The sequence below is a fragment of the Oscillibacter sp. ER4 genome (assembly GCF_000765235.1).
GTDB lineage: Bacteria > Bacillota > Clostridia > Oscillospirales > Oscillospiraceae > Hominicoprocola > Hominicoprocola fusiformis.
The window spans coordinates 20,331-41,482 of sequence record NZ_JPJG01000056.1 but is presented as its reverse complement, the minus strand read 5'-3'; the positions used below and the strand labels follow the sequence as shown (position 1 = coordinate 41,482).

The following is a 21,152-nucleotide window of genomic DNA, read 5'->3' as shown; positions in this document are numbered from 1 at the left end:
CCTCTCAGGCTTTGACCTCGGGTGTAAGTTCCATTATATCACCAATATCGCATTGCAAAGCGGTACAAATCTTCACAAGAACATCGGTTGTAACATTTTCATTTTTACCGAGCTTTGCCATTGATGCATGGCTGATGCCTGCTGCTGCGCAAAGGTCCTTTTTCTTCATATCCTTATCAATTAGCAGCTTCCATAATTTCTTGTAACTTACAGCCATGTCCTTCACTCCAACAGTAAATTGAATTCATATTTTAATGAGTAAAAATCAGCTTTCGCTGAACTTGTTATCAGTATATCATACTTTGGATCAGGGAACAAGTACGTAATTACCAATATTTCTTGCTCACAACAATGTCCATAGGAGCTTGGCGGCTCCTATGGACATTAGCAGATAAATCACTTACTTCCGGTTCTATCTCGTCCTTTCAGTCCGTTTCTCTTGGCAAGCTCACTTGCTGCCTGTCGGCGCGTATCCGAATACGGCGCGGTCAGACGGACGGCAAAACGCTTGCGGTCGATCTCGAAGGTCAGACCGCCCTGTTCATCATCGTCGGTCTGCCTGCACAAATCGGGATGCTTTGCTGCATACTGTGCCAGCCGCTTTTTGAGCGCGGTATTGTGTGTCTGGATTTCAACGGTTTTGCTGGATTCGTCAAAATAGATGCAGGTCGTTTTCTGCCGTTTGGTCAGTCCGGTTTTCATGTTGCCTCCATTTCTGCCTGTTCTGTAAAAACAGGCGCATTTTCAAGATTCTTTGTCAGCTCTACACTTGCAAAAACAGGTTGATTTTTGCATGGGGAGCGCCCAAATGATACGCGGCTCGATCTGGACGCTCCCATTCGGTAAAATCCGTTTTTCTCAGTTCAACACGGCATCAGCGGACATCTTCACGCGTTGCCACTTTTTCTCTGTGCGGACGGAAGAAATGCCAGAGGTTATTGCGCTGGATCACATCCTCGTAGCGCTGCACTTTTCCTCGAAGCTCTGCGTTCTCGCGTTCCAGATCCGATGTGCGGAGCTTGCTGCGAACGGATTTGTACTCGGAAAGCTCCTGCTTCAAACCGGTGATCTCCGCCTTGAGCTTTGCAATCAGCCTGTTTGCAGCGTCAAGAGCCTTTTGCAGTTTGGATTCCTTTTTCTCGGCTGTAATGTACTTCTTTGCCGCTATTGCCAACGATTCGTATTCAGAACGCTCCAATATCACCTTGGAGGACAGTGGAACGGGCTTGGCCTCAATCTTTTCGATAGCCGCCACATTGACCTGCTGATTCCGAATTTTCTCGATCTGCTTGCCGAGCGTCGCTACCTGCTGCTCCTGCTGGCGGTTCTGCTCTGTGAGTTCTGCCAGCCGCGCCTGCTCCTGCTGCACCTTGAACTGCGTCACCGTCAGGTGTTCCTCGGAGCTACCGCGTTCGCCGCGCTCCACATCGTCGTACCCGGCGTCGCGCATATACCGGAAGAAATCATCCTGCAAAACGCTGTAGGACTTCTTGAGAATGGGTTTGCCCTTGGAACTTAAAATCGGCTCACCGTTCTCGTCCAGCGCAGGCTTGGAAGCCCACTTCTTGCTCATGCTGACCTGCTGAATCGTCTCCTTGACCGTCCCCACCATAGATTTATCCTTGCAGCGTTTCGACCACAGGATTTGTTTCTCCACGACGGGGATATAGATCACATGAAGATGATAGTGGTACACGTCTTGTCCCAGCGCGTCGGACATGGCGCGGTTGCGCTCGTCGGCGTGCATGACTGCCGAAAGGACGTATTGCTCACCGCCGACAATTTTGATTGCAGCTTTGTAGGCATCGGCGTAAAATTGTTTTGCAAATTCATAGCCGCCGTGGTTGAAGAAGTAGGCAGAGTTGACATCGAAGATCAGCTCTCCGAATTTCTCGGCATCCGCTTTCAGACCGCGTGTTGAGATCACGCCGTCAGAGCGCATCTGCTCGAACATCTCCTTATACCCGGCGGTTGGTGTTTTGAAATGGACGTTGTATGGCGTCCGTTCAGGAATGATGTCCTGATTGACATACGACGATTTTTCGCGCTCATTATGCGCCTGTGCGTTGTCGATGTCTGTATCTTTCATTCTTGCGTTTCTTGCGCTGGTACGGTGGATACCGTCGCCTCTTGCCATAGGCAGTTTACCTCCTGATTTCAGATTGTGCAGGACGGGTAGCTTTCGGGGAGGCACTTCTGCGGAAGTGTAATAACCCACTATGATACTTTCATCCTGCGGCTGCAAAGTATCGTGGGCTCTCCGAGGGGGACGCGGGGAATATGCGGCATCTGCGGATGCCTCTGCCGGTTTTGCGGCTTGCAGTGTGGATACAAACCGCAAAAACCGGCGTGGTCAGCAGCTTATTTGCAGACAGCTCCTGCGCATAATCTTTTGCCCACATCCATCTCAAACTCTGCGGATTTTTCGATGGGGACGGAGGACGCGAGGGGATAGCAGCCAATGCTCTGCCTTGTTTGCCAGCCACAGGAGCGTGGCACGCTCCTGTCACAGCTTCCACGGAGGAACAGTCCACCGATAGCTCTGCGGAACACCGCGCCGGTCAAGGTATTCCTGTCGTGCCTGTTCCCGTTCTGCCTCGGTCGGTGCCGTTTTATACCGGGAATAGAGCTGCCGGTTCAACATGGAGTCGAGCTTCTGCTCCAAGCCCTGACGGATTTCTTCTTCGTAATCATCCTCGCCCCGCAGATGGTACATGGCAAGGTCGAGAAACAGGTCATAGGGGATTTGTACGGTTTTCATTCTGTATCGCTCCTTTCCGCGACGGTCGCAACGATTGCGACGGTTGTTTTGGCGGTATCAGATTTACCGTCGCAACCGTCGCAGCTGTCGCGCGGCTTATTCGTTTTCGGCTATGAAGGTCAGTGTGATACGCCGCCCTTCGTGCCGAACCTTGTTCTCATAGCGGACATGGTATTCATCCAGCAGCCTGCCGGATTTTACATTCAGATACTTGCTCAGCGCATTTGCCGCCATGCTGACATGGACGGCATCGGCAAGCTCGGAGGGCGAGCCTGTCCACACCGGTTGATCTGCGGACACCAGCCTTGAAACAGCTTCCAGAACGTGATCAGGCGGTTCCTTGTGCAGCTCGTTTTCCAACTTTTCGAGATTCCAAATCTGCGTATCGGCGTCCTTTTTCAGATAGAGGATCTGATCCTGCTGGTCGCGTCCCACCACGTCGATAGTTGCCTCCAGCGCCGTGCGCTTTTTCTTCTGCATAAGCAGCGAGCCGTCTGCGCAGCCGAGCAATCCCGTTGTACCGGAGATCATTTCGAAGCTGTCACCGGCAGGCTGTTTGCGGGTGTGGTGGACGGTCAGGACGCAGATGCAATGCTTGTCGGCAAACTGCTTGAGTTTGCCGATGATCTCATAGTCGCTGGCGTAGCTGTACGCCTCGCCGCCGACCTCGCGTATTTTCTGCATGGTGTCAATGATAATGAGTTTGGTGTCGGGATGCTCGCACACGAAATTCTCAAGCTGCTCGTCCAGCCCGTTTCCAATCTTGCCCGCAGCGGTTGCAAAGTGCAGCCGGTCGGTGTCGTTGACGCCGTACATCATGAACATACGGCTCTGGATGCGCTGAAAATCGTCCTCCAAGGCAAGGTACAGCACCGTACCGGGATGGACTTCGTAGTCCCACAGCGCTTTGCCGGTGCTGACATGATAGGCAATCTGCGCCACCAGAAATGATTTGCCGATCTTTGGCGCACCTGCGAGGATGTACGCGCCCGCGTAGAGCAAGCCGTCGATAATGGGCGGCCTGCTCTGATACGCGGTCTGGTACAGCTCGGTCATGGAGATCGTGTGCAGGTAATGCGGATCGGTCAACCTCTGTATCCTGCGATAGATTTCGTCCAGACTTTCCGTGCTGTTTTGAAAATCACCGTTGATTTCTCCCTCAAAAGCGGATATACTGTTTTCAGTTGAATTGTGAAGCGGCTGCCCATCATCTGCGCCAACAGATGTGTCCGGGGCGGTCGTTTTCTTTTTGCAGAGTTCATTCTCCATAGGCATTTTCCTCCTTCATGCCGTCCATGATGGCGGCGATCATTTCGATCACATCCAGCAGCTCGTCATTTACGCTGCCGCCCTCTTCAATGCGCCGCAGCTCGTCCAGCACGGCGGCAAGCTGGTCGCGCAGTGCTTTGTAAACCCTCGGATTGCCCTGTACTACCACGTCCTTGCAAGTCAGACGGCGGGTGATGTAGTCCTGTTTGGTCAGCCCGGAGAGCTTGACAAAGGCTTCGATTTGCGTATCTTCCTCCGGTGATACCCGGAAGGCAACAGTCTTGTTGCGCCAGCGGTTGTGATTGTCTCGATTTTTTAGTGACATTTTCAATTACCCCTTTCGACGTTCAATTTATCTGCCATTTCCTTCTGAACGGTTGGGAACAGGTGTGCGTACCGGTAGGTGATCTCCACGCTTTCGTGCCCCACGCGATTGCCGATGGCAACGGCGGAATAGCCCATGTTGATAAGTAAAGAAACGTGGCTGTGTCTCAAATCGTGGATTCTAATGACCTTGACACCAGACGCCTTGCAACCAAACGCCATCCCACGCTTTAAGGCATATTTGGACAGAGGAAAAATACGGCTGTCCGATTCCAGTCCGTAAAGCTGCTTGAAATAGTCCTGCATCTCGTCACAGAGAAAGTCCGGCATCTGGATTACGCGATTGCTTTTCTTCGTTTTCGGCGTGGTGATAACGTCCTTGCCCTGTAAGCGCTGATAGGATTTATTGATGCGGAGCGTTTTCTTCTCAAAATCGAAGTCCGCAGGCGTCAGTGCCAGCAGCTCACCCTCGCGGATGCCACACCAGTACAGGATTTCAAAGGCGTAGTACAGCATGGGCTTGTCCATCATGGCGTCGATAAATTTGAGGTATTCTTCCTTCGTCCAAAACAGCATTTCCTTCGGCTGCTCGCTGCCCATATTTCCGGCCTTTGCAGCAGGATTGATCTGCAAGCCATAATACTTGATGGCGTGGTTGAAAATACAGCTCAGTTGGGTATGGACGTTCTTGAGATAGTCCGGGGAATAGCTTTCGCCGCTTGACTTGGTGTGCTGCCGTATCTCGTTCTGCCAGTCGATCACATCACGGGCGGTGATTTCCGAGAGCTTGCGTTTTTTGAAATACGGCAGAATCTTTGTGCGGATGATATGCTCCTTGCTGAGCCATGTGTTGAGCTTCAGCTTGGGCTTGACGTCTTTTTCGTAAAGCGCCACAAAGCTCTCGAAGCTCATATTGATGTCAGCCTGCTTCTGCATCAGAAACTCGCGCTCCCATGCCTGCGCCTCTTTTTTCGTGGCAAAGCCGCGCTTTAATTTCTGCTGGCGCTCACCGCGCCAGTCGGTATAGCGAAACTGCACATACCATGAGCCGTTCTTCTTGTCCTTAAACGCTGCCATTTGATTCCCTTCTTTCCTTCGGTTCTCTCGTTCCGTAGAACTTCTCATGGAAGAACTTGCGGTCGATCCTGCCTGCAATGGTGATGCAGCCGGTCTTTCGCAGCTCTTCGTTCAGCTCACGGATGAGCTTATACGCATACGGAACCGATACGCCAAGCTCTTCCGCAACTTCATTTACTCTCATAAAAATTTCTCCTGCCATAGGCAAAATACCTTCCTTTCCTGATTTGTGGTTGATTGCTTCGCCGTTCTATCCGCAGGACTCTGACAGGCAACCCTTTTCGGCGCTGTGCCGTTTTCTTTTCTCCTTGGCATGCTCATTTCATCGCCTGCTTCCCCGGAGAAAGTATCCCTTGGACGGTCATTCAATTGTGCGGCTTTTGGATTTCACCCCCCTCACTTTACAACGGACATTTTTTCTGCATTTGTTGACTATCCTAATTGTAAAATTTCTATGAATTAAGCTAATATGCTTAGCTTATAACTATTGTACTATACATATGAGTTTAAGTCAAGCCGGTTTGCAGGAAAATATTAAATAAACTTGCTTAGATTTTTCTTGACGAAATTAAACATATCTGCTATACTCATTATCAAAGACAACCGACACAGGAGATGGCTATTATGGCGATTGGTGAACGCATCCACTTTTTCCGCACGATGCGGGGCATGACGCAGAAATACCTTGGCATGGCGCTGGGTTTTCCGGAGAAATCCGCAGATGTCCGCCTTGCGCAGTACGAGAATGGTTCCAGAACGCCCAAAGCGGACGTGACCGCTGCGCTGGCGCAGGTGCTTGACGTTTCGCCCAAGGCGCTGGACGTACCGGACATTGACTCCTATATTGGACTGATGCACACGCTGTTCACGCTGGAAGACCGCTACGGTCTTGAGGTCTGCGACTGTGAGGATGAGGTACATCTGCGCGTTCATATCCACAAAGGACGCGACGCAGCGGAGCTTCACAAAATGCTTGCCGCGTGGGGTGCGGTTGCCGCCAAGCTGAAAGCGGGGGAGATTACCAAAGAAGAATATGACCGCTGGCGCTACCGCTACCCTGAACTTGACACCTCCGGTCAGTGGCACAAGATCACGCCATCGCAGGAGCTGAGTGACCTGCTCCTTGCTGATCTCAAGGAACATAGCGAAGAATAACAAAAGGCTCTGCCGACCTTCTTTTACAGAAAGTCAGCAGAGCCTTTTTCGCTCTCAATATAGGATTGGATGCGACAGCAAACCTGCAAACCATTCGCTCGCCAAAACAAGAACAAACAAAATGGCTTTAGTATCTGCTATCATTTTGCTATCAAACAGGAAATGAGATTTTCAAAAAGTAAGTGTTTTCAAGGCTTTTCAGCCCATCATATTCACTTTTTTCTCATTCCCTTTCATTCATTTCGGCTGACTCATTTTTGTGCAAGAGAAATGCCGATCTTGTATCAAAACAGTACAAGTGACCTCCGTTCTGTCAGCCGGCACTCATTCTAAAAGACATAACCAGTGAGATTTTTTACGGCCCGCCCTTGTTTCCATCCGAGACAGATTTACTACATATAGCCATGGGGGTATGCGAACGAAGGGGTGACGGCGGCAGCTTCCAACTCAGGCAAAACTCATATCGGTTTGGTTCGCGTGTGGGCTTTCCGGAATAGACTCTGATAAAACGGGCAGCTTCCAGCTCGTTGATGTGCTTCCACAGGCTGGAAGGCGCGATCCCGTACTTTTTTGCGTCCTTTTGTGGAAGAATGAAATTCTTCCCTCCGCCGCTCTCCATGGCCATGCAGAAATAGAGAAACCGGCTGCCGGTGCTGAGTGCGTGGAACTGCTTGGAGAGGAGCAGTGAGTTTCCAACCTGAATGAATCGTTTTTTTGTTATCCACCTTGGCGGATAAGGCCGGTACAATCGTAGGTCCGTGTTTTCGTTTGCTCAAATCAAACCCCTTCTTTCGTGTGAGAATAGGGGGTGGATGTCTCATCCCTTCGTAATAGATGTAGAAAACCGGCCCTGTTTGACCACCCATTCAAGGCAGAAAAAATTACACTCAATGTAAACTTTCGTAAACACAGAATGGTCTGAATCTACATTAGGTCTACACTGAGTGTAATGCTTGTGAGTATGTTTACTTATTCCAACATTAAGCGTAGTGCGGCATCGAATGGGTATCTTCCGGTACACAGCCGAGAAAGGCGACTCTTTTTGCGAATCGGTCGCGGAACACTTCTCCGGCAGGATCTGCGCCGCATGCTCAGCTGCCAATATCCAGCTCGTAGGTGCAGAGGTAGATCAGGAACGACGTCATCTGGTAGCGGCTGATGGGGGTGCCAGCGGACGCCAGCAGCTCGTCAAGGTTGCTGTCCCGGGTGGTGATGTCTTTCTCGTCGCACCAGAGCATCGCTTTGACGGCCTCTCTGCCAAGATCGGGGGCATCCCGAAGAAGCTGCCTGAGCTGCGTCTGATCCACGCCGGTATCGACGCCTGCCATGATCGCGTAGCGGCGGATTAGTACGCACGCCGTCTGATAGTCCACCTTGTCATCGTATTCGGCATTGGGATCATTTTGCCGGAGCAGCCTTGTCTGATAGGCCCAGCACACGGCATTATAATAGGGATGGGCCGCGTTGAATTCCTCGTTTTCGTAGTCAGCCGGAAGGGCGGTGTTGTCCGTTTCCGGCCGGCCCGCGATGCGGTAGAGCACATCGACAAACTCACCCAGTCTTGCCGTGGCCTTGCCGCCGAAGGTGTCCGGTGTTTCCGGATCCACATAGCCCTTGCGGTACATGTAGAGGACGCTGGCCTGATTGAAGATGCTCTTGATGTCCGTGAACACCACCGTGTCCGCAAGGCTCCCGCCGCTGGACTCTTTGGAAAAGACGTGGGCGTAGTAATCGCTGTTGAGAATGTTGCCGGAGAGCTGGAACCGGCTGTCCACATAGAGCCGGTAGGCTTCCGCCAGCTCGTCGGAGACTGTGGTATTCTCGTCGGCGGGGATCACGGTTTCCGTACCGGCGTCATAGCGGAAGGTCTTCGTCAGAAAGGACTTATCCGACAGCACCGCTACATGGAGGCCGCTGGAAAGCACGTCGGTGCCCGCCAGCAGGCGGGAATCGTAGTCCACGCCGAAGAGATTCAGCAGTGTCGGCAAGATGTCCGCCGTGGAGCAGTATTCATCCACCACGATGTTCTCTGAAAGGCCGGGAACATAGCAGATGAAGCTGTTGCGGTACTTCTCAAAGGTGGTGTCCAGCGTCTGCCCGGCCAGCTCGTTGTACTCGTCTTCGGTCAGGCCGTAGGGGTAGTGGTCGTTGGTCAGGACGATGCAGGTCTTGTCGGCAACGCCAGCCTGCTCCAGCCGCTGCATCAGGTACTCCAGTGCGTATTCCAGCTCCAGATTGCAGGCAATGTACGCCTTCACCGGCTCGGAATAGGGCAGATCTTTCACCGCGTCGCGGTTTTTGGCGCTCATTGCGTTGTCCCAGTTGTACTGGTAGTGACCGCTGAAGGTCATGTAATAGGCGTGGAAGGGTTCTCCGCTGTTGATGTAGTCGTCTATGGAGGCCTCCATCATCTCCAGATCGGAGGAGGGCCAGTCGATCTTCATGGCCAGACCAGAATCCGCCGCCTTGAACGTGTAGCCCATGTTGGCGTGGGTGATGTTCCGGTTGTAGAAATCCCCGATGTAGTCGTGATAGCCCCAGGCTTGATAGCCCATGCCCTTGAGCGCATTGCCCAGGCAGAACGGCAGATAGTTGGTGCCCGCCACATTGAAGCTGGAATCCGTCTTCGTGCGGGACATATCCGGATAAAGCCCCATGCACATGGTGTATTCGCCGTTGGTGGTGACGGACTGGAACGTGCCGTAGTAATTTTCAAAGAGAATACCCGTATGGCTCAGCTTGTAGAGCGTCGGCGTCAGCTCCTCGCTGATAAACCACGGGCAGAAGCTCTCGGCGCAGATGGTGATGAGGTTATAGTCCTTAAGAAGTCCTGTGTAGTTGTTTTTGCGGGTGGGTGTTGCATTTGATAGATACTCGTCTGTGGCCTTGAGAATATCGCTGTCGGTACTGTCTGCAAGAGCCGTAAAATCGATGCTTTCGATCACGTTATAGGAGTTGCTGCTGTATGTCCGCGGAACATCGCTCATATTCAAGGACGACGGCGTGATCATAATGCTGCCGCTGCCGCTGAAGAGCATGTATCGAAGCTCCTGCGCCGTGGTGGCCAGCATACCGATTTTTTTATAACTGCTGTCGGTGGAGGTGTTCACATTGGTGAAGGTACGATAGACGGAAAAGGCGTTGTCCCGTCCAACATACATGAGTCCCGTGACCGTCAGCAGCAGTGCGAGGAGCACGGCAGAGGAGGCCATAGTCTGTTTCCAGCGCAGCCGCAGCTTCAGAGCCTGCCCCCTTCGCAGGGCAAGGCAGAGGATCACGGCAATCAGCGGCAGCAGGAGGAGCAGGATCTTCAGCAGATTTTGGCGGATCCCATAGAGAAGCTGCGAGTTGAAATTGACGACCACATTTCCGCCCATGCCGATCTGGCTGACGGGCATGAAATCTCCGAAGATGCAGTGATAGACCAACTGCACCTCGGCCAGCAGCACCTGTGCCGCGACCAGGAAAACCCCTGTGATCTGGCGCAGGACCTTTGGCAGGCTTGAGACTACCAGCGTGCAGAGTGCGCCACCCAGCAGGCCAAACAGGACAGGATATCCCGCGTACCGGTCCATCGAGCCGAATACGCACAGATGCAGGCACAGCTCCACATAAACGCCGGTCAGGCAGAACAGCAGGAGATTTTTGCGCCACGTATTCCAAAGGCCACGGCTCATGGGCACTGCCGCTTCAGCAGCAGTGCCAGAGCCTTGATTCGTATTTGTCATGGATACATCGGATGTTTTTTCTTTGAGCATATTGGTTCTCCCGTTGGGACTTTTTTAAAAAGCTTTGTAGAATTTCAGCTGAATATGACAGACAGAGAGCTTATCTTAGAACAAATATTGAAAAAAGGCAACGGTTTCTGTAAAAAATCAGGAAAGATTTACAGGTCACGCGGAGAATTCTATGCACCAAAGTCTGTCAACCGCAGCTTTGCAGACCGCCTCCGGGCCGCAAATAAGGACTCTGCACCTGAAAATTGTACAAGATACATACAGACACATTGCAAAAGCCGTGCTATACTGTACGGAAGATTGAGAGTACCATTGTTTCAAGGAGGTGTGTGATGTGACGGAGACTTTGTTTCGCTTAAAGCGGCATTTGACTTCTTTTCAAATCATGATCCTCGGCTTTGCGGGCGTGATCCTATTGGGGGCGCTGGTGCTGATGCTGCCTATCGCCACAGTACAGCGTGTCTGGACGCCGTTTCATGAGGCACTGTTTACCTCCACTTCCGCTGTCTGCGTGACGGGGCTGGTGGTGCAGGATACCGGCAGTTACTGGTCCGCCTTCGGTCAAACAGTCATATTGCTGCTGATCCAGATCGGCGGGCTGGGGGTGATCACCGGTGCGGTGACCTTCCTGATGCTCGCTGGGCGGAACATCACGCTCAAGGAGCGCAGCGCCATGCAGGACGCCATCTCCGCCCCTGCGGTGGGCGGCATCGTGCGCCTGACGAGATTTATCCTCAAGGGGACCTTTCTGGTCGAGCTGCTGGGCGCGCTGGCGCTGCTGCCAGCCTTTTGCCGGGACTATGGACTGCGGGGCGTATGGATGTCCGTTTTCCATTCCGTTTCCGCCTTCTGCAATGCGGGCTTCGATATTCTGGGGCGGACGGATTCCCTCTACCCCTCGCTGACGGCCTATGCCGCCGACCCGCTGGTCAACATTGTGATCATGCTGCTGATCATCGTGGGCGGCATCGGCTTTCTAACGTGGGACGATGTCTGTACGCACGGGCTGCACCTGCGGCGTTACCGGATGCAGAGCAAGGTCATTCTGAGCGCGACGGCGCTTTTGATCACGATTCCGGCGTTTCTCTTTTTCCTGACGGATTTTGCGGACCTGACGATAGGAGAGCGGATATTGGCCTCCCTTTTTCAGTCGGTCACGCCGCGGACGGCCGGCTATAACACAGTGGATCTGACGGAGATGACGGATGCCTCTCAGGCGGTCACCATTCTGCTGATGCTCACCGGCGGGGCCCCCGGCTCTACGGCGGGCGGCATGAAGGTCACAACGCTGGCCGTCCTGATTGCCAACGCCGTTGCCGCCTTCCGCAGGCGAGAGGATCCGCAGCTCTTCCACCGCAGATTGGAGACATCCGCCGTCCGCAACGCCGCCGCCATTCTGCTGCTGTATCTGGGGCTGACCTTTGCGGGCGCGGCGGTCATCAGCACAGCGGAGGAGCTTCCCCTCGGTGCCTGTCTCTATGAAACAGCGTCCGCCGCCGGTACGGTGGGCCTGACGCTGGGGCTGACGCCGCAGCTGGGAGTCCTGTCGCAGAGCATTCTCATCCTGCTGATGTATTTCGGGCGCGTCGGCGGATTGACCTTGATCTACGCCGCATTCTCCGGGTCTGATCTGACTTACGCCCGCTATCCGCAGGAGAAAATTACCGTAGGCTGAAAGGAGCATACAATGAAAACGGTATTATTGATCGGACTGGGCCGCTTCGGGCGGCATCTTGCCATGCAGCTCAACGAGCTGGGCCATCAGGTGATGGCGGTGGACAAAGACGAGGAGCGCGTCAACGAGTGCATGTCCTTTGTCACCAACGCGCAGATCGGCGACAGCACCCGTGTGGACTTTCTGCGCTCGCTGGGCGTGAGCAATTACGATGTCTGCTATGTCACCATCAGCGGAAATTTTCAGAATTCGCTGGAGACGACGTCGCTGCTCAAGGAGCTGGGAGCAAAATATGTGGTATCCCGCGCTGAGCGGGATGTGCAGGCGAAATTTCTGCTGCGCAACGGCGCGGACGCGGTCGCCTACCCGGAAAAGCAGCTGGCGAAGTGGGCGGCCATCCGCTATACCGCCAACCATATTTTTAGCTACATTGAGCTGGACGAGCAGCACGCCATTATCGAGGTTGCCGTGCCGGAGGATTGGCAGGGCCGCAGCATCGGCGAGCTGGACATCCGCAGAAAATACGGCGTCAACATCCTCGGTGTGAAGCGGAACGGCAAGACCGATGTGAACGTCTCACCGGAAACTGTGCTGGACGCTGATATGACGCTGCTGGTGCTGGGGGAAAACCAAGAACTTAAGAAGCACTTCCGGCTGTAAAGCAACATAGAGTCTTGCACGTATAAGGGCTTGATGCGCCGGAGAGGCATCTCAACAAAAGCGCGCAGATTCTGCGGCAGGGAATGCCGCATTGCGCAAAAATAGAGAAAAATGAGGGAGAATCGTCCTCCCTCATTTTTGCTCTGTGCTTTCACCGTCCTCCTCGGCCAGCTGTTTTTCCAAAGAGGTCTGTCTGGCGAGAATGGCGTTTACCTTGTCGTAGAGATCCTCGATCATGATCTCCGTTTTGAGGTTGACTCGGTAATCGTTCTCCGCGCGGCGGCGGTCCTTTTCCTCCTGCCGGTTCTGGCTCATCATGATGAGCGGCGCCTGAATGGCCGCCACGCAGGAGAGCGCCAGATTGAGCAGGATGAAGGGGTACGGGTCGAACGCCTTTGCCGCCAGAAGCGTGTTGACAAGCATCCACAAAATCAGCACGCCGGTGAAGGCAAAGATGAACGCCCAGCTGCCCGCAAATTTCGCGATGGCGTCTGCCGCGCGCTGGCCAATGGTGTATTTTTCCTTTTCGCCTGCGAGATTTTCGGAAATTTTACTGTCCGCCAGCAGGTTCAGCACTTCCTCGTCCGTCATGTCGTGGCAGATGTCCTTGAGGACTTCTCTCAAAAGCTTTCTGTTTTCCTTCATGATATCATCCTTTTCTATCTGACCGGCGCGTGATCGCGCCGGTTTTATGCTTCATTTTTCGGCGCACGCAGAAAAAAGTCCGGCCCCTTGATCTCAAACAAAATGAGCGACACGCCCAGCAGCAGGTCGGCGTGCTGGGACGGCTCCTCCAGCGAGATCGCGAAATTCTCCTGCAATCTGCGGATGCGGTAAAGCACGGTGTTGCGGTGGGTATAGAGCGCGTTGCTGGTCTTTTTCAGTGAGTGGCAGCAGGTGAGGTAATGGTAAAGCGTTTCGCAGTACTGGGTGTCCTTTTCGTGGTCGTGGGCGGCAAGGCGGCGCAGCGCGATCGGGATCAGGTCGCCGCGCCCCTCCAGATTTTTCAGCAGCAGCGGCGTGCGCAGCTGCTGCGCTGTGCAGACGGCCTCACCGTGGAAGCGCTCATCTTTCATCAGCTCCAATGCCTCGCGCGCCGTGCGGTAGAGCTGCGGGAGGGTGAAAAGGTCGTCGATCGGCGCAGAGATGAGAATTTTAAGCTGAAATTCCTCCGCAAGCTCGGAAAAGATGTCGCCATCCCCCTCCCGGTGCAGGAAGAGAAAAACATCGCCCTTATATAAAAAGGGGTGGGAATCCGCAATCTGCGCTTCCAGCTCCTCTTTCAGATGCTGCTTTCCCATGTAAGCGCTGTGGTAGGTCTCAAGGTCGATGAGGGCGAAGGCGCGCGGATGAAAGTCCGCGGGGTAGGTGCCGGAGGCCTGAAGCTGAAAATGCGCGGCGGCGGAAAACCCGCCGTCCAGCAGGTGCATGAGGATGTCCTCCACCGTCTCGGAAGGCTTGTCCTGACGGCTCACCTCCATGAACAGCTGCTTGGCGGTGATGTGCTCCACCATCTCCCAGGTATGCGGAGGGGTCTGCTCCAAGTGCCCGTCCGTGTCCACGCAGATCAGGCAGCCGAGGCGCACGCCCGTGCTGATGAGAGGTGCAAAACGCCGCCGATAGGGGCTATCAGCCAGCTGGACATAGTCCGCCCAACCAGCTGTGAGCATCGCATTTTTGCTGATGATTGCGCCGGCCTCGTAGGTGATCTCGCCGCAGCGTACGGCGGTTTCAAAGAGCGCATCGGAAAAGCCGAGCGGCAGGTAGTGCGCCGCGACGTGGAAGGTGTCGTCCAGCACCAGAAGCGGGCAGCCTATCAGCTCCCCTGTGCTCAGCGCTAACTGCCGGAAATTATCCTGCGAAAAGAACTCATCCAGCAGCGCCTCTGCATTGCACGATTCCAAGCGTTTTTCCTCCATGGTCTGTCTCCTTCTTCGGCTTGTGCATTCGGTACAAGTCGTTTTTTCTTTGTTGTATCGGCAGCTTCTTGTTTTTGCAAGAGGAAAAGCTAAACTGTGTGTCAGAAAGGAAAGTTTGAACGATTTATATACAGATTCACGGAGGGATAATTATGAAATGTGAAAATTGCGGCAGAAATGAAGCCAACTTCATCTATCGCAGCAGCATCAACGGCAGAACGGAGGAGCATCACCTCTGCCAGGCCTGTGCGGAGAAGCTGGGCTATACCCAGAGATTTTTCTCCAAGCGGCCGTCCATGCTGGACAGTTTCTTTGGCAATGATGCGTTCTTCGGCTCCACACCGTCCCTGATGGGGCGGATGCTGGAGAGTCCTTTTGATGATTTCTTCGATACCATGCCCGCCATCGGCGCAGCACCGGTGCAGGAGGTTCAGGAGGAGAAAAAGGACAACCTCATGAGTCATGAGGATCAGAACCGCTTTTCCTATCTGCGCCAGAAGAATGCGCTGAAGCAGGCGCAGGAAAAGGCCATTGCGGAAGAGGACTTCGAGCGCGCCGCCCAGCTGCGGGATGAGATCCACAAGCTGGAGGAAGCGCACAAGGACGCTGAGAAGTCCCAAAAGGACAATCAAGAAACCGCTTAAAGCACAGATGAAAAGATAAAACACACCCCAAAATAAAAGAGGTATTGAACGATGGATGAAAATAAATTCACTCCTACTGCGGAGGAAGCCCTGCAGCTGGCTCAAGAGGCTGCGGGCGAGCTGGGTCACGGCTACATGGGCACGGAGCATCTGCTGCATGGCCTGATGCGGGAGGACGAGGGCCTTGCCCACACTGTACTGACCGAAGCAGGTCTGACCGACGATCTGCTGACGGAGATGATTCGCAAGAGCGCCGGTACCGGACTGTCCGGCAGCAATTCCGCGCAAAGCCTGAGCCCCCGCGCCAAGCACGTATTGGAGATCGCCATGGAGGACGCCGCCCGCGGCGGCTACGCCTGTATCGGCACAGAGCATCTGCTGGCCGGTATCCTCCGCGAGGGCAACAATATGGCCGTCCGTATTCTGCGCTCTGCCGGTGTGGACGCCCGACAGCTCTACACCGCGCTGATGGAGAAGCTCAGCGCCGCGTCCCGCGCTCAGAGCGGAAGCGGCGATGCTCAAACCGTCGGAGGCGTTGAGGAGAACGGCAAAAACAATAAGACGCTGGCGGAATTTACCCGCGACCTGACGGCGGACGCCCGGATGGGCAAGCTGGATCCTGTCATTGGCCGCGACGAGGAAATCAGCGCGTCATTCGGACCCTGTCCCGCCGCATGAAGAACAACCCCTGCCTCATCGGCGAGCTGCACATCTCGACCTCGCCCACTGCTCGGCCGCACCGTGCCGCGAATTCCTGTTCGGCACGGACACGATGGGGCGCGACATCTTTTCGATGATCTGGTACGGCGGGCGGCTGTCGCTGTTCATCGGCGTCGGCTCGACCCTCATTTCGACGCTGCTCGCCATTTTGTTCGGCGCGGTCAGCGGACTTTCGCCCAAATGGCTCGACGCGCTGCTGATGCGCCTGACCGAAATTCTTCTCAGCGTGCCGAACCTGCTGCTTGTCATCTTCCTGCAGGCAGTCATCGGCACGCCGAGCGCGTGGAGCATCGCGTTCGTCATCGGCCTCACGAGCTGGACGAGCATCGCCAAGGTCGTGCGCACAGAGGTGCAGCAGCTGCGCGCGAGCGAGTATGTCATCGTGGCTAAGTGCATGGGCGGCAGCTTTTTCCACATTCTGCGGTGTCACCTTGCGCCGAATTTCTTCTCGTCCATCCTCTTCATGATGGTGATGAATGTGCGCAGCGCCATCATCGCCGAGTCGACGCTCAGCTTCATGGGCCTCGGCCTGCCCATTGAGGTCGTGACCTGGGGCAGCATGCTCTCACTCGCGGAAAAGGCGCTGATGACCGACGCGTGGTGGATCTTGCTCATCCCCGGCGTATTTCTGGTCGTGACACTCCTTTGCATCACAAACCTTGGCGACTACCTGCGCAGCTGCACGAGCAGAAAAGAAAGCAACCTGTAAATAGAAAGAAAGGCACAGCCAAACGGCTGTGCCTTTCTTTCTATTTATGGAGTTTACTGCGCATTCAGGATGTTCATGAACTCTTCGCCCGTGATGGTCTCCTTCTCGTAGAGGTACTGCGCCAGCTCATCGAGCTTCGCGCGGTTCTCGGTGAGGATGTTCACAGCCTTTTCGTGCTGCGCTTTCACCAGCTCCACGACGCGCTGGTCGATCTTCGTCTGCGTTTCGGCAGAGCAAGCGAGCGATGCGTCGCCGCCGAGGTACTGATTGTTGACCGTCTCAAGCGCGACCATGTCGAAATCGTCGCTCATGCCATAGCGCGTGATCATCGCGCGGGCGAGCTTCGTCGCCTGCTCGATATCGTTCGACGCGCCGGTCGTGACGGAGTGGAACACGACCTCCTCCGCGGCGCGGCCGCCGGTCAGCGTGGCGATCTTGTTCTCCATCTCGGTTTTGCTCATGAGATAATGGTTGCCCTCTTCGATCTGCATCGTGTAGCCCAGCGCGCCCGAGGTGCGCGGCACAATGGTGATTTTCTGCACGGGGGCGGAGTGCGTCTGCATCGCCGCCACGAGCGCGTGGCCGATCTCGTGGTAGGAGACGATCTTCTTTTCTTCGTCGGTCATGATGGCGTTCTTCTTCTGGTAGCCGGCGATGACGACCTCGATGCTCTCTTCCAGGTCTGCCTGCGTGGCAAAGCGTCTGCCGTCGCGCACGGCGCGCAGCGCCGCTTCATTGACGATGTTCGCAAGCTCCGCGCCGGAAGCGCCGGAGGCCATGCGCGCGATCTTGTTGAAGTCAACGTCCTCGGCGACCTTGATCTTCTTCGCGTGGACCTGCAAGATAGCCTCGCGTCCCTTGAGGTCGGGCAGCTCCACCGGCACGCGGCGGTCGAAGCGCCCCGGGCGCGTGAGCGCGGGGTCAAGGGATTCGGGGCGGTTCGTGGCGGCGAGAATGATGACGCCGTTGTTGCCCTCAAAGCCGTCCATTTCGGTGAGCAGTTGGTTCAAGGTCTGCTCGCGCTCATCGTTGCCGCCGTACTGGCCGCTGCGCTTCTGGCCGATGGCGTCGATCTCGTCGATGAAGACGATGCAGGGGGCCTTTTCCTTGGCCTGCTTGAAGAGGTCGCGCACCTTGCTCGCGCCCATGCCGACGAACATTTCGACAAATTCAGAGCCCGACATCGAGAAGAACGGCACATTCGCCTCGCCGGCGACCGCCTTGGCGAGCATCGTTTTACCGGTTCCCGGAGGGCCGACGAGCAGAATGCCCTTGGGCATCGACGCGCCGATTTCCTGATACTTGCTGGGGTCGTGCAGGTAGTTGACGACCTCGGTGAGGTTCTCCTTGGCCTCATCCTCGCCCGCGACATCGTCAAACTTGATGCCCTCGGCGGACTTGACATACACCTTGGCGTTGGACTTCCCCATGTTGAACATCATGGAGTTGCCTCCGCCGCCCATCTTCTCCATCATCTTGCGCGACATATACTGTCCCAGCGCGACAAAGATGATGATGGGCAACACCCAGGCGAGAATGCTGACGAGCGTGGACGTCTGCTCGATCTCCTCACCCGTGGTGGAGACGCCCGCGTCCAAAAGGCGCTGCACCAAACCGTCGTCAGGCACCATCGCTGTCTTGTAGACGGTCTTTTCATCGCTGCTGGTGAAGAGAATGCGGTTGGACTGCTCCTGGATCTCGACCCGGCCGACCTCACCCTGCTCTGTCATGGTGACGAAAGTGTTGTAGTCGACGTCCTTGATCTGGTGCTCAGAGATCCACGGCATGGCGATGAAGTTGAAGAGCATCACAAGCAGCATCGCCACAAAGTAGTAGTACAGCAGCGGCTTTTTCGGGGACTTGACTTCGTTCATGAAAATGCGTTCCTCCCATCATTGAAATTTCCGGCAGGAAGTGCATACAAACGGGAAAAACTGAACGTAGCAAAAAGCCGGAGTTTTTGCTACGCTGAAAGAAGAGACGGGCGGTCGAAACCGCCCGGAACTTAGATTAGTTTGGAGTATAACACGGGAAAATATCCCTGTCCAGTACCCAAGATAAGAGTTTACAGTTTGGATACAAGGAGGTTACAGTTATGAAAAAAACGGCAAAGGCGGCTATATTCGTCACGGCTGCGGCGGCACTCTACGGCGCGGCGGCCTACGGCGTGACGAGAACGCTCATGGACGTCGCGATGAAGCGCGAAGCGCCCAAGGCGCTCAAAAACAAGGGCAGCGCCCAGCTCACGGGCGAAAAGCGTGACGAGCCCTACCGTGAGGCGCAGCGCGCCGCCGCGAAAAAGCTCGCCTCTTCGGAAACGGAGACAGTGCTGCTCGAAAACCGCGATGGCTTGACGCTCGTGGGCCATCTTCGTGAATGCGAAAAGGCCGAGCGCCTTGTGATCGCGTTTCACGGCTGGCGCTCAGCGTGGTACCGCGATTTCGGCCTGCTTGCGGACTTTTTAAGCCGCGAGCAGTGCAGCGTGCTCTATGTGGAGCAGCGCGCGCAGAACGAGAGCGAGGGCGAATACATCGGCTTCGGCCTGACCGAGCGCTACGACTGCGTCGACTGGGCAAACTGGGCAGCCGAACGCTTCCCCGGCCTGCCCGTTTACCTTATGGGCGTGTCGCTCGGCGGGGCGACGGTGCTCATGGCCGCAGGCGATATTCTCCCCGCCGCGGTGCACGGCGTGATCGCCGACTCGGCCTACACCTCGCCGCGTGCGATCTGGCAGCACGTGATGGGGAAGAACCTGCACCTTCCTGTCCGCGCAGCAACCGTCATCGCCGATCTTCTGTGCCAGAAGAGACTGAACGCCTCGTCCGGCAGCTACTCCACCGTCGAGGCGCTCAAAAATACCGATGTTCCGATCCTGCTCATTCACGGCGAGGACGACCACTTCGTCCCGCTCAAGATGGCGTTTGAAAACCGCGACGCCTGCGCCGCGCCCTGCAAGCTGCTCGTCGTGCCCGGCGCGGACCACGCGATGAGCTACTATATGGGCCGCGGAGCATACGAGGCCGCCGTGCGCGCCTTCTGGGAGCATTTTGACAAGTGAGGGGCCACCCTCACTTGTTTTCGCTTTCCTGCTCAAGGCGGGCAAAGCGCCTCGAGGGGCGGTAGAAGAGCACCGCGCCGCAGATCAGGATCGCCGTTGCGCAAAGGCTGATGGGATAGACCCACATGACGGTCTGGAACGTCATGCTCATCGGGAAGACGAACTTGACCCACGCGATGCGGATACCGCACACGCCGAGCATCGTCAAAAGTGCGGGCGCGAGCGAAGTGCCGAAGCCGCGCAGATACCCGGAGAGTATTTCGTAGATCAGGCAGAAAACATACGCCGGCAGGATCGTCGCAAGGCGAATATAGCCGATGGCAATGACCTCGGGATCGCTGTTGAAAATGGCGAGCAGCGACCTTGCGCTCAGCAGCAGGACAACGACCGAGACAAATGTCGCGATGGCCCCCTCCAAAAAGCTGAGTTGCATCGTCTTCTTGCAGCGCTTGATCTGCCCTGCGCCGTAGTTCTGGCCGACAAAGGTCGTGCAGGCCTGCGAAAACGAGTTGAGCACGTCGTAGGCAAGAATTTCCACATTGAACGCCGCGCTCGACGCCGCGATCGCCACCGTGCCGAGGGTGTTGATGGCCGACTGGATGACGATGTTGGCGAACGAGAACACCGCGCTCTGCACGCCCGCGGGAAAGCCAATGCGCAGAATGCGCTTCAAGCTCGCGCCGTCGATGCGTAGCGCTTTCCGCTCCACGCGCACGCATTTATCCGTGCGCGTCAGGCGGACGTAGAGCAGTGCCGCGCTCACGGCGTTGGCCGCCACCGTGGCGATGGCGACGCCGTTGACCGTCATATGCAGCACAATGACGAAAAAGAGGTTCAGCAGCACGTTCAGCACACCGGAGATCGCAAGCGCTGCGAACGGCACTTTCGTGTCGCCAATGCTGCGGAAGATCGCGGCCTCAAAGTTGTAGAGCAATATCACCGACATGCCGAGAAGGTAAATGCGCAGATACAAAAGCGCATAGGGGAACACGTCCTCCGGCACGTTCAAGATGTTGAGCAGCGGCGAGGCGATGAACTGTCCGAGCAATGCGACCGCTGCGCCGCCGCACACGGCAAACACGATGGCCGTGTGCACCGCGCGCTTGACGGCATTGTCGTCGCGGCAGCCGATGGCGTTCGCGATGACGACGTTCGCGCCGAGCGCGATGCCGATGAAAAGATTGACGATGAGGCCGATGATCGGGCCGTTTGCGCCCACCGCCGCGACGGCGACTGTGCGCGCATCGCCCGTGAAGTTGCCGACGATGGCAACGTCCGAGGCGTGGAAGAGCTGCTCCAAGATCGCCGTGGCTGCGACCGGCAGGGCAAAGAGTGGCAGCTTATTCCAGATGGAGCCGTGCAGCATGTCGATCTCATGCTTTTTGACTGTAGTTCCCATGATCTCTCTCATTTCTTTCTGTTTTCCGCTTGACCGAGCACCAGT

General features: G+C 55.5%; 20 protein-coding genes. 7 read left to right on the top strand and 13 right to left on the bottom strand.

Annotation, left to right across the window (positions count from 1 at the left end):
* Positions 1-4: 4 nt before the first annotated feature.
* From NI20_RS0109205 to NI20_RS0109170, 8 genes are all read right to left on the bottom strand, one after another.
* A complete protein-coding gene (locus NI20_RS0109205) occupies positions 5-217 on the bottom strand; it encodes a helix-turn-helix transcriptional regulator (protein WP_033121107.1) in 213 nt (70 codons plus the stop codon).
* Between the two features lie 179 nt (positions 218-396).
* Entirely contained in the window at positions 397-702 is a 306-nt protein-coding gene (locus NI20_RS0109200) for a hypothetical protein (RefSeq protein WP_033121106.1), read from the bottom strand.
* Between the two features lie 172 nt (positions 703-874).
* Positions 875-2,137: a plasmid recombination protein gene (locus NI20_RS0109195; protein ID WP_033121105.1), complete on the bottom strand. Its 1,263-nt coding sequence runs from the start codon at positions 2,135-2,137 to the stop codon at positions 875-877.
* A gap of 369 nt (positions 2,138-2,506) precedes the next feature.
* On the bottom strand, positions 2,507-2,761 hold the full coding sequence (locus tag NI20_RS0109190; protein WP_033121104.1) for a hypothetical protein: 255 nt from the start codon (positions 2,759-2,761) through the stop codon (positions 2,507-2,509).
* A 96-nt stretch (positions 2,762-2,857) separates the two neighbouring features.
* Complete coding sequence (locus NI20_RS0109185) at positions 2,858-4,030, bottom strand: AAA family ATPase (RefSeq protein ID WP_033121103.1); 1,173 nt, start codon at positions 4,028-4,030, stop codon at positions 2,858-2,860.
* Complete coding sequence (locus tag NI20_RS15090; protein WP_033121102.1) at positions 4,020-4,355, bottom strand: hypothetical protein; 336 nt, start codon at positions 4,353-4,355, stop codon at positions 4,020-4,022. Before NI20_RS15090 ends, NI20_RS0109185 begins: the two co-directional genes overlap by 11 nt.
* A gap of 2 nt (positions 4,356-4,357) precedes the next feature.
* Positions 4,358-5,431, bottom strand: a complete 1,074-nt coding sequence (locus tag NI20_RS13855) for a site-specific integrase (RefSeq protein ID WP_156108605.1) — start codon at positions 5,429-5,431, stop codon at positions 4,358-4,360.
* Positions 5,418-5,633 (bottom strand): transcriptional regulator, encoded by a 216-nt coding sequence (locus NI20_RS0109170; protein ID WP_033121101.1) that lies wholly within the window; start codon positions 5,631-5,633, stop codon positions 5,418-5,420. The genes NI20_RS13855 and NI20_RS0109170 overlap by 14 nt, the downstream gene beginning before the upstream one ends.
* 422 nt (positions 5,634-6,055) lie before the next feature.
* Between NI20_RS0109170 and NI20_RS0109165 the strand changes: the two genes are divergently transcribed.
* Positions 6,056-6,586, top strand: coding sequence for a helix-turn-helix domain-containing protein (locus NI20_RS0109165; protein ID WP_033121100.1), 531 nt, complete (start codon positions 6,056-6,058; stop codon positions 6,584-6,586).
* Positions 6,587-7,677: 1,091 nt separating this feature from the next.
* Here the strand turns inward: NI20_RS0109165 and NI20_RS0109160 are convergent.
* Complete coding sequence (locus tag NI20_RS0109160; RefSeq protein ID WP_033121099.1) at positions 7,678-10,344, bottom strand: LTA synthase family protein; 2,667 nt, start codon at positions 10,342-10,344, stop codon at positions 7,678-7,680.
* 364 nt (positions 10,345-10,708) lie between these two features.
* On the opposite strand from NI20_RS0109160, the gene NI20_RS0109155 reads away from it, so the two are divergent.
* Positions 10,709-11,998: a TrkH family potassium uptake protein gene (locus NI20_RS0109155; RefSeq protein ID WP_369699412.1), complete on the top strand. Its 1,290-nt coding sequence runs from the start codon at positions 10,709-10,711 to the stop codon at positions 11,996-11,998.
* Between the two features lie 12 nt (positions 11,999-12,010).
* On the top strand, positions 12,011-12,658 hold the full coding sequence (locus NI20_RS0109150) for a TrkA family potassium uptake protein (RefSeq protein ID WP_033121097.1): 648 nt from the start codon (positions 12,011-12,013) through the stop codon (positions 12,656-12,658).
* Between the two features lie 132 nt (positions 12,659-12,790).
* Here the strand turns inward: NI20_RS0109150 and NI20_RS0109145 are convergent, their stop codons facing one another.
* Together NI20_RS0109145 and NI20_RS0109140 are read right to left on the bottom strand one after the other, a co-directional pair.
* Complete coding sequence (locus tag NI20_RS0109145) at positions 12,791-13,303, bottom strand: DUF1003 domain-containing protein (protein WP_033121096.1); 513 nt, start codon at positions 13,301-13,303, stop codon at positions 12,791-12,793.
* A gap of 44 nt (positions 13,304-13,347) precedes the next feature.
* Positions 13,348-14,577 (bottom strand): CdaR family transcriptional regulator, encoded by a 1,230-nt coding sequence (locus NI20_RS0109140; RefSeq protein WP_033121095.1) that lies wholly within the window; start codon positions 14,575-14,577, stop codon positions 13,348-13,350.
* A 152-nt stretch (positions 14,578-14,729) separates the two neighbouring features.
* On the opposite strand from NI20_RS0109140, the gene NI20_RS0109135 reads away from it, so the two are divergent.
* From NI20_RS0109135 to NI20_RS0109125, 3 genes are all read left to right on the top strand, one after another.
* Entirely contained in the window at positions 14,730-15,221 is a 492-nt protein-coding gene (locus tag NI20_RS0109135; RefSeq protein ID WP_033121094.1) for a UvrB/UvrC motif-containing protein, read from the top strand.
* 51 nt (positions 15,222-15,272) lie between these two features.
* Positions 15,273-15,899: a Clp protease N-terminal domain-containing protein gene (locus NI20_RS15895; protein ID WP_033121093.1), complete on the top strand. Its 627-nt coding sequence runs from the start codon at positions 15,273-15,275 to the stop codon at positions 15,897-15,899.
* Between the two features lie 94 nt (positions 15,900-15,993).
* Positions 15,994-16,650 carry an ABC transporter permease gene (locus tag NI20_RS0109125; protein WP_052084557.1) on the top strand — a complete coding sequence of 219 codons (657 nt, stop codon included), beginning with the start codon at positions 15,994-15,996 and terminating at the stop codon, positions 16,648-16,650.
* 53 nt (positions 16,651-16,703) lie between these two features.
* Here the strand turns inward: NI20_RS0109125 and ftsH are convergent, their stop codons facing one another.
* Positions 16,704-18,524, bottom strand: coding sequence for an ATP-dependent zinc metalloprotease FtsH (gene ftsH, locus NI20_RS0109120; protein WP_033121092.1), 1,821 nt, complete (start codon positions 18,522-18,524; stop codon positions 16,704-16,706).
* A gap of 221 nt (positions 18,525-18,745) precedes the next feature.
* On the opposite strand from ftsH, the gene NI20_RS0109115 reads away from it, so the two are divergent.
* Complete coding sequence (locus NI20_RS0109115; RefSeq protein ID WP_033121091.1) at positions 18,746-19,708, top strand: alpha/beta hydrolase; 963 nt, start codon at positions 18,746-18,748, stop codon at positions 19,706-19,708.
* Between the two features lie 10 nt (positions 19,709-19,718).
* Here NI20_RS0109115 and NI20_RS0109110 read toward each other — a convergent pair whose 3' ends face one another.
* On the bottom strand, positions 19,719-21,107 hold the full coding sequence (locus NI20_RS0109110) for an MATE family efflux transporter (RefSeq protein WP_033121117.1): 1,389 nt from the start codon (positions 21,105-21,107) through the stop codon (positions 19,719-19,721).
* Positions 21,108-21,152: the final 45 nt, after the last annotated feature.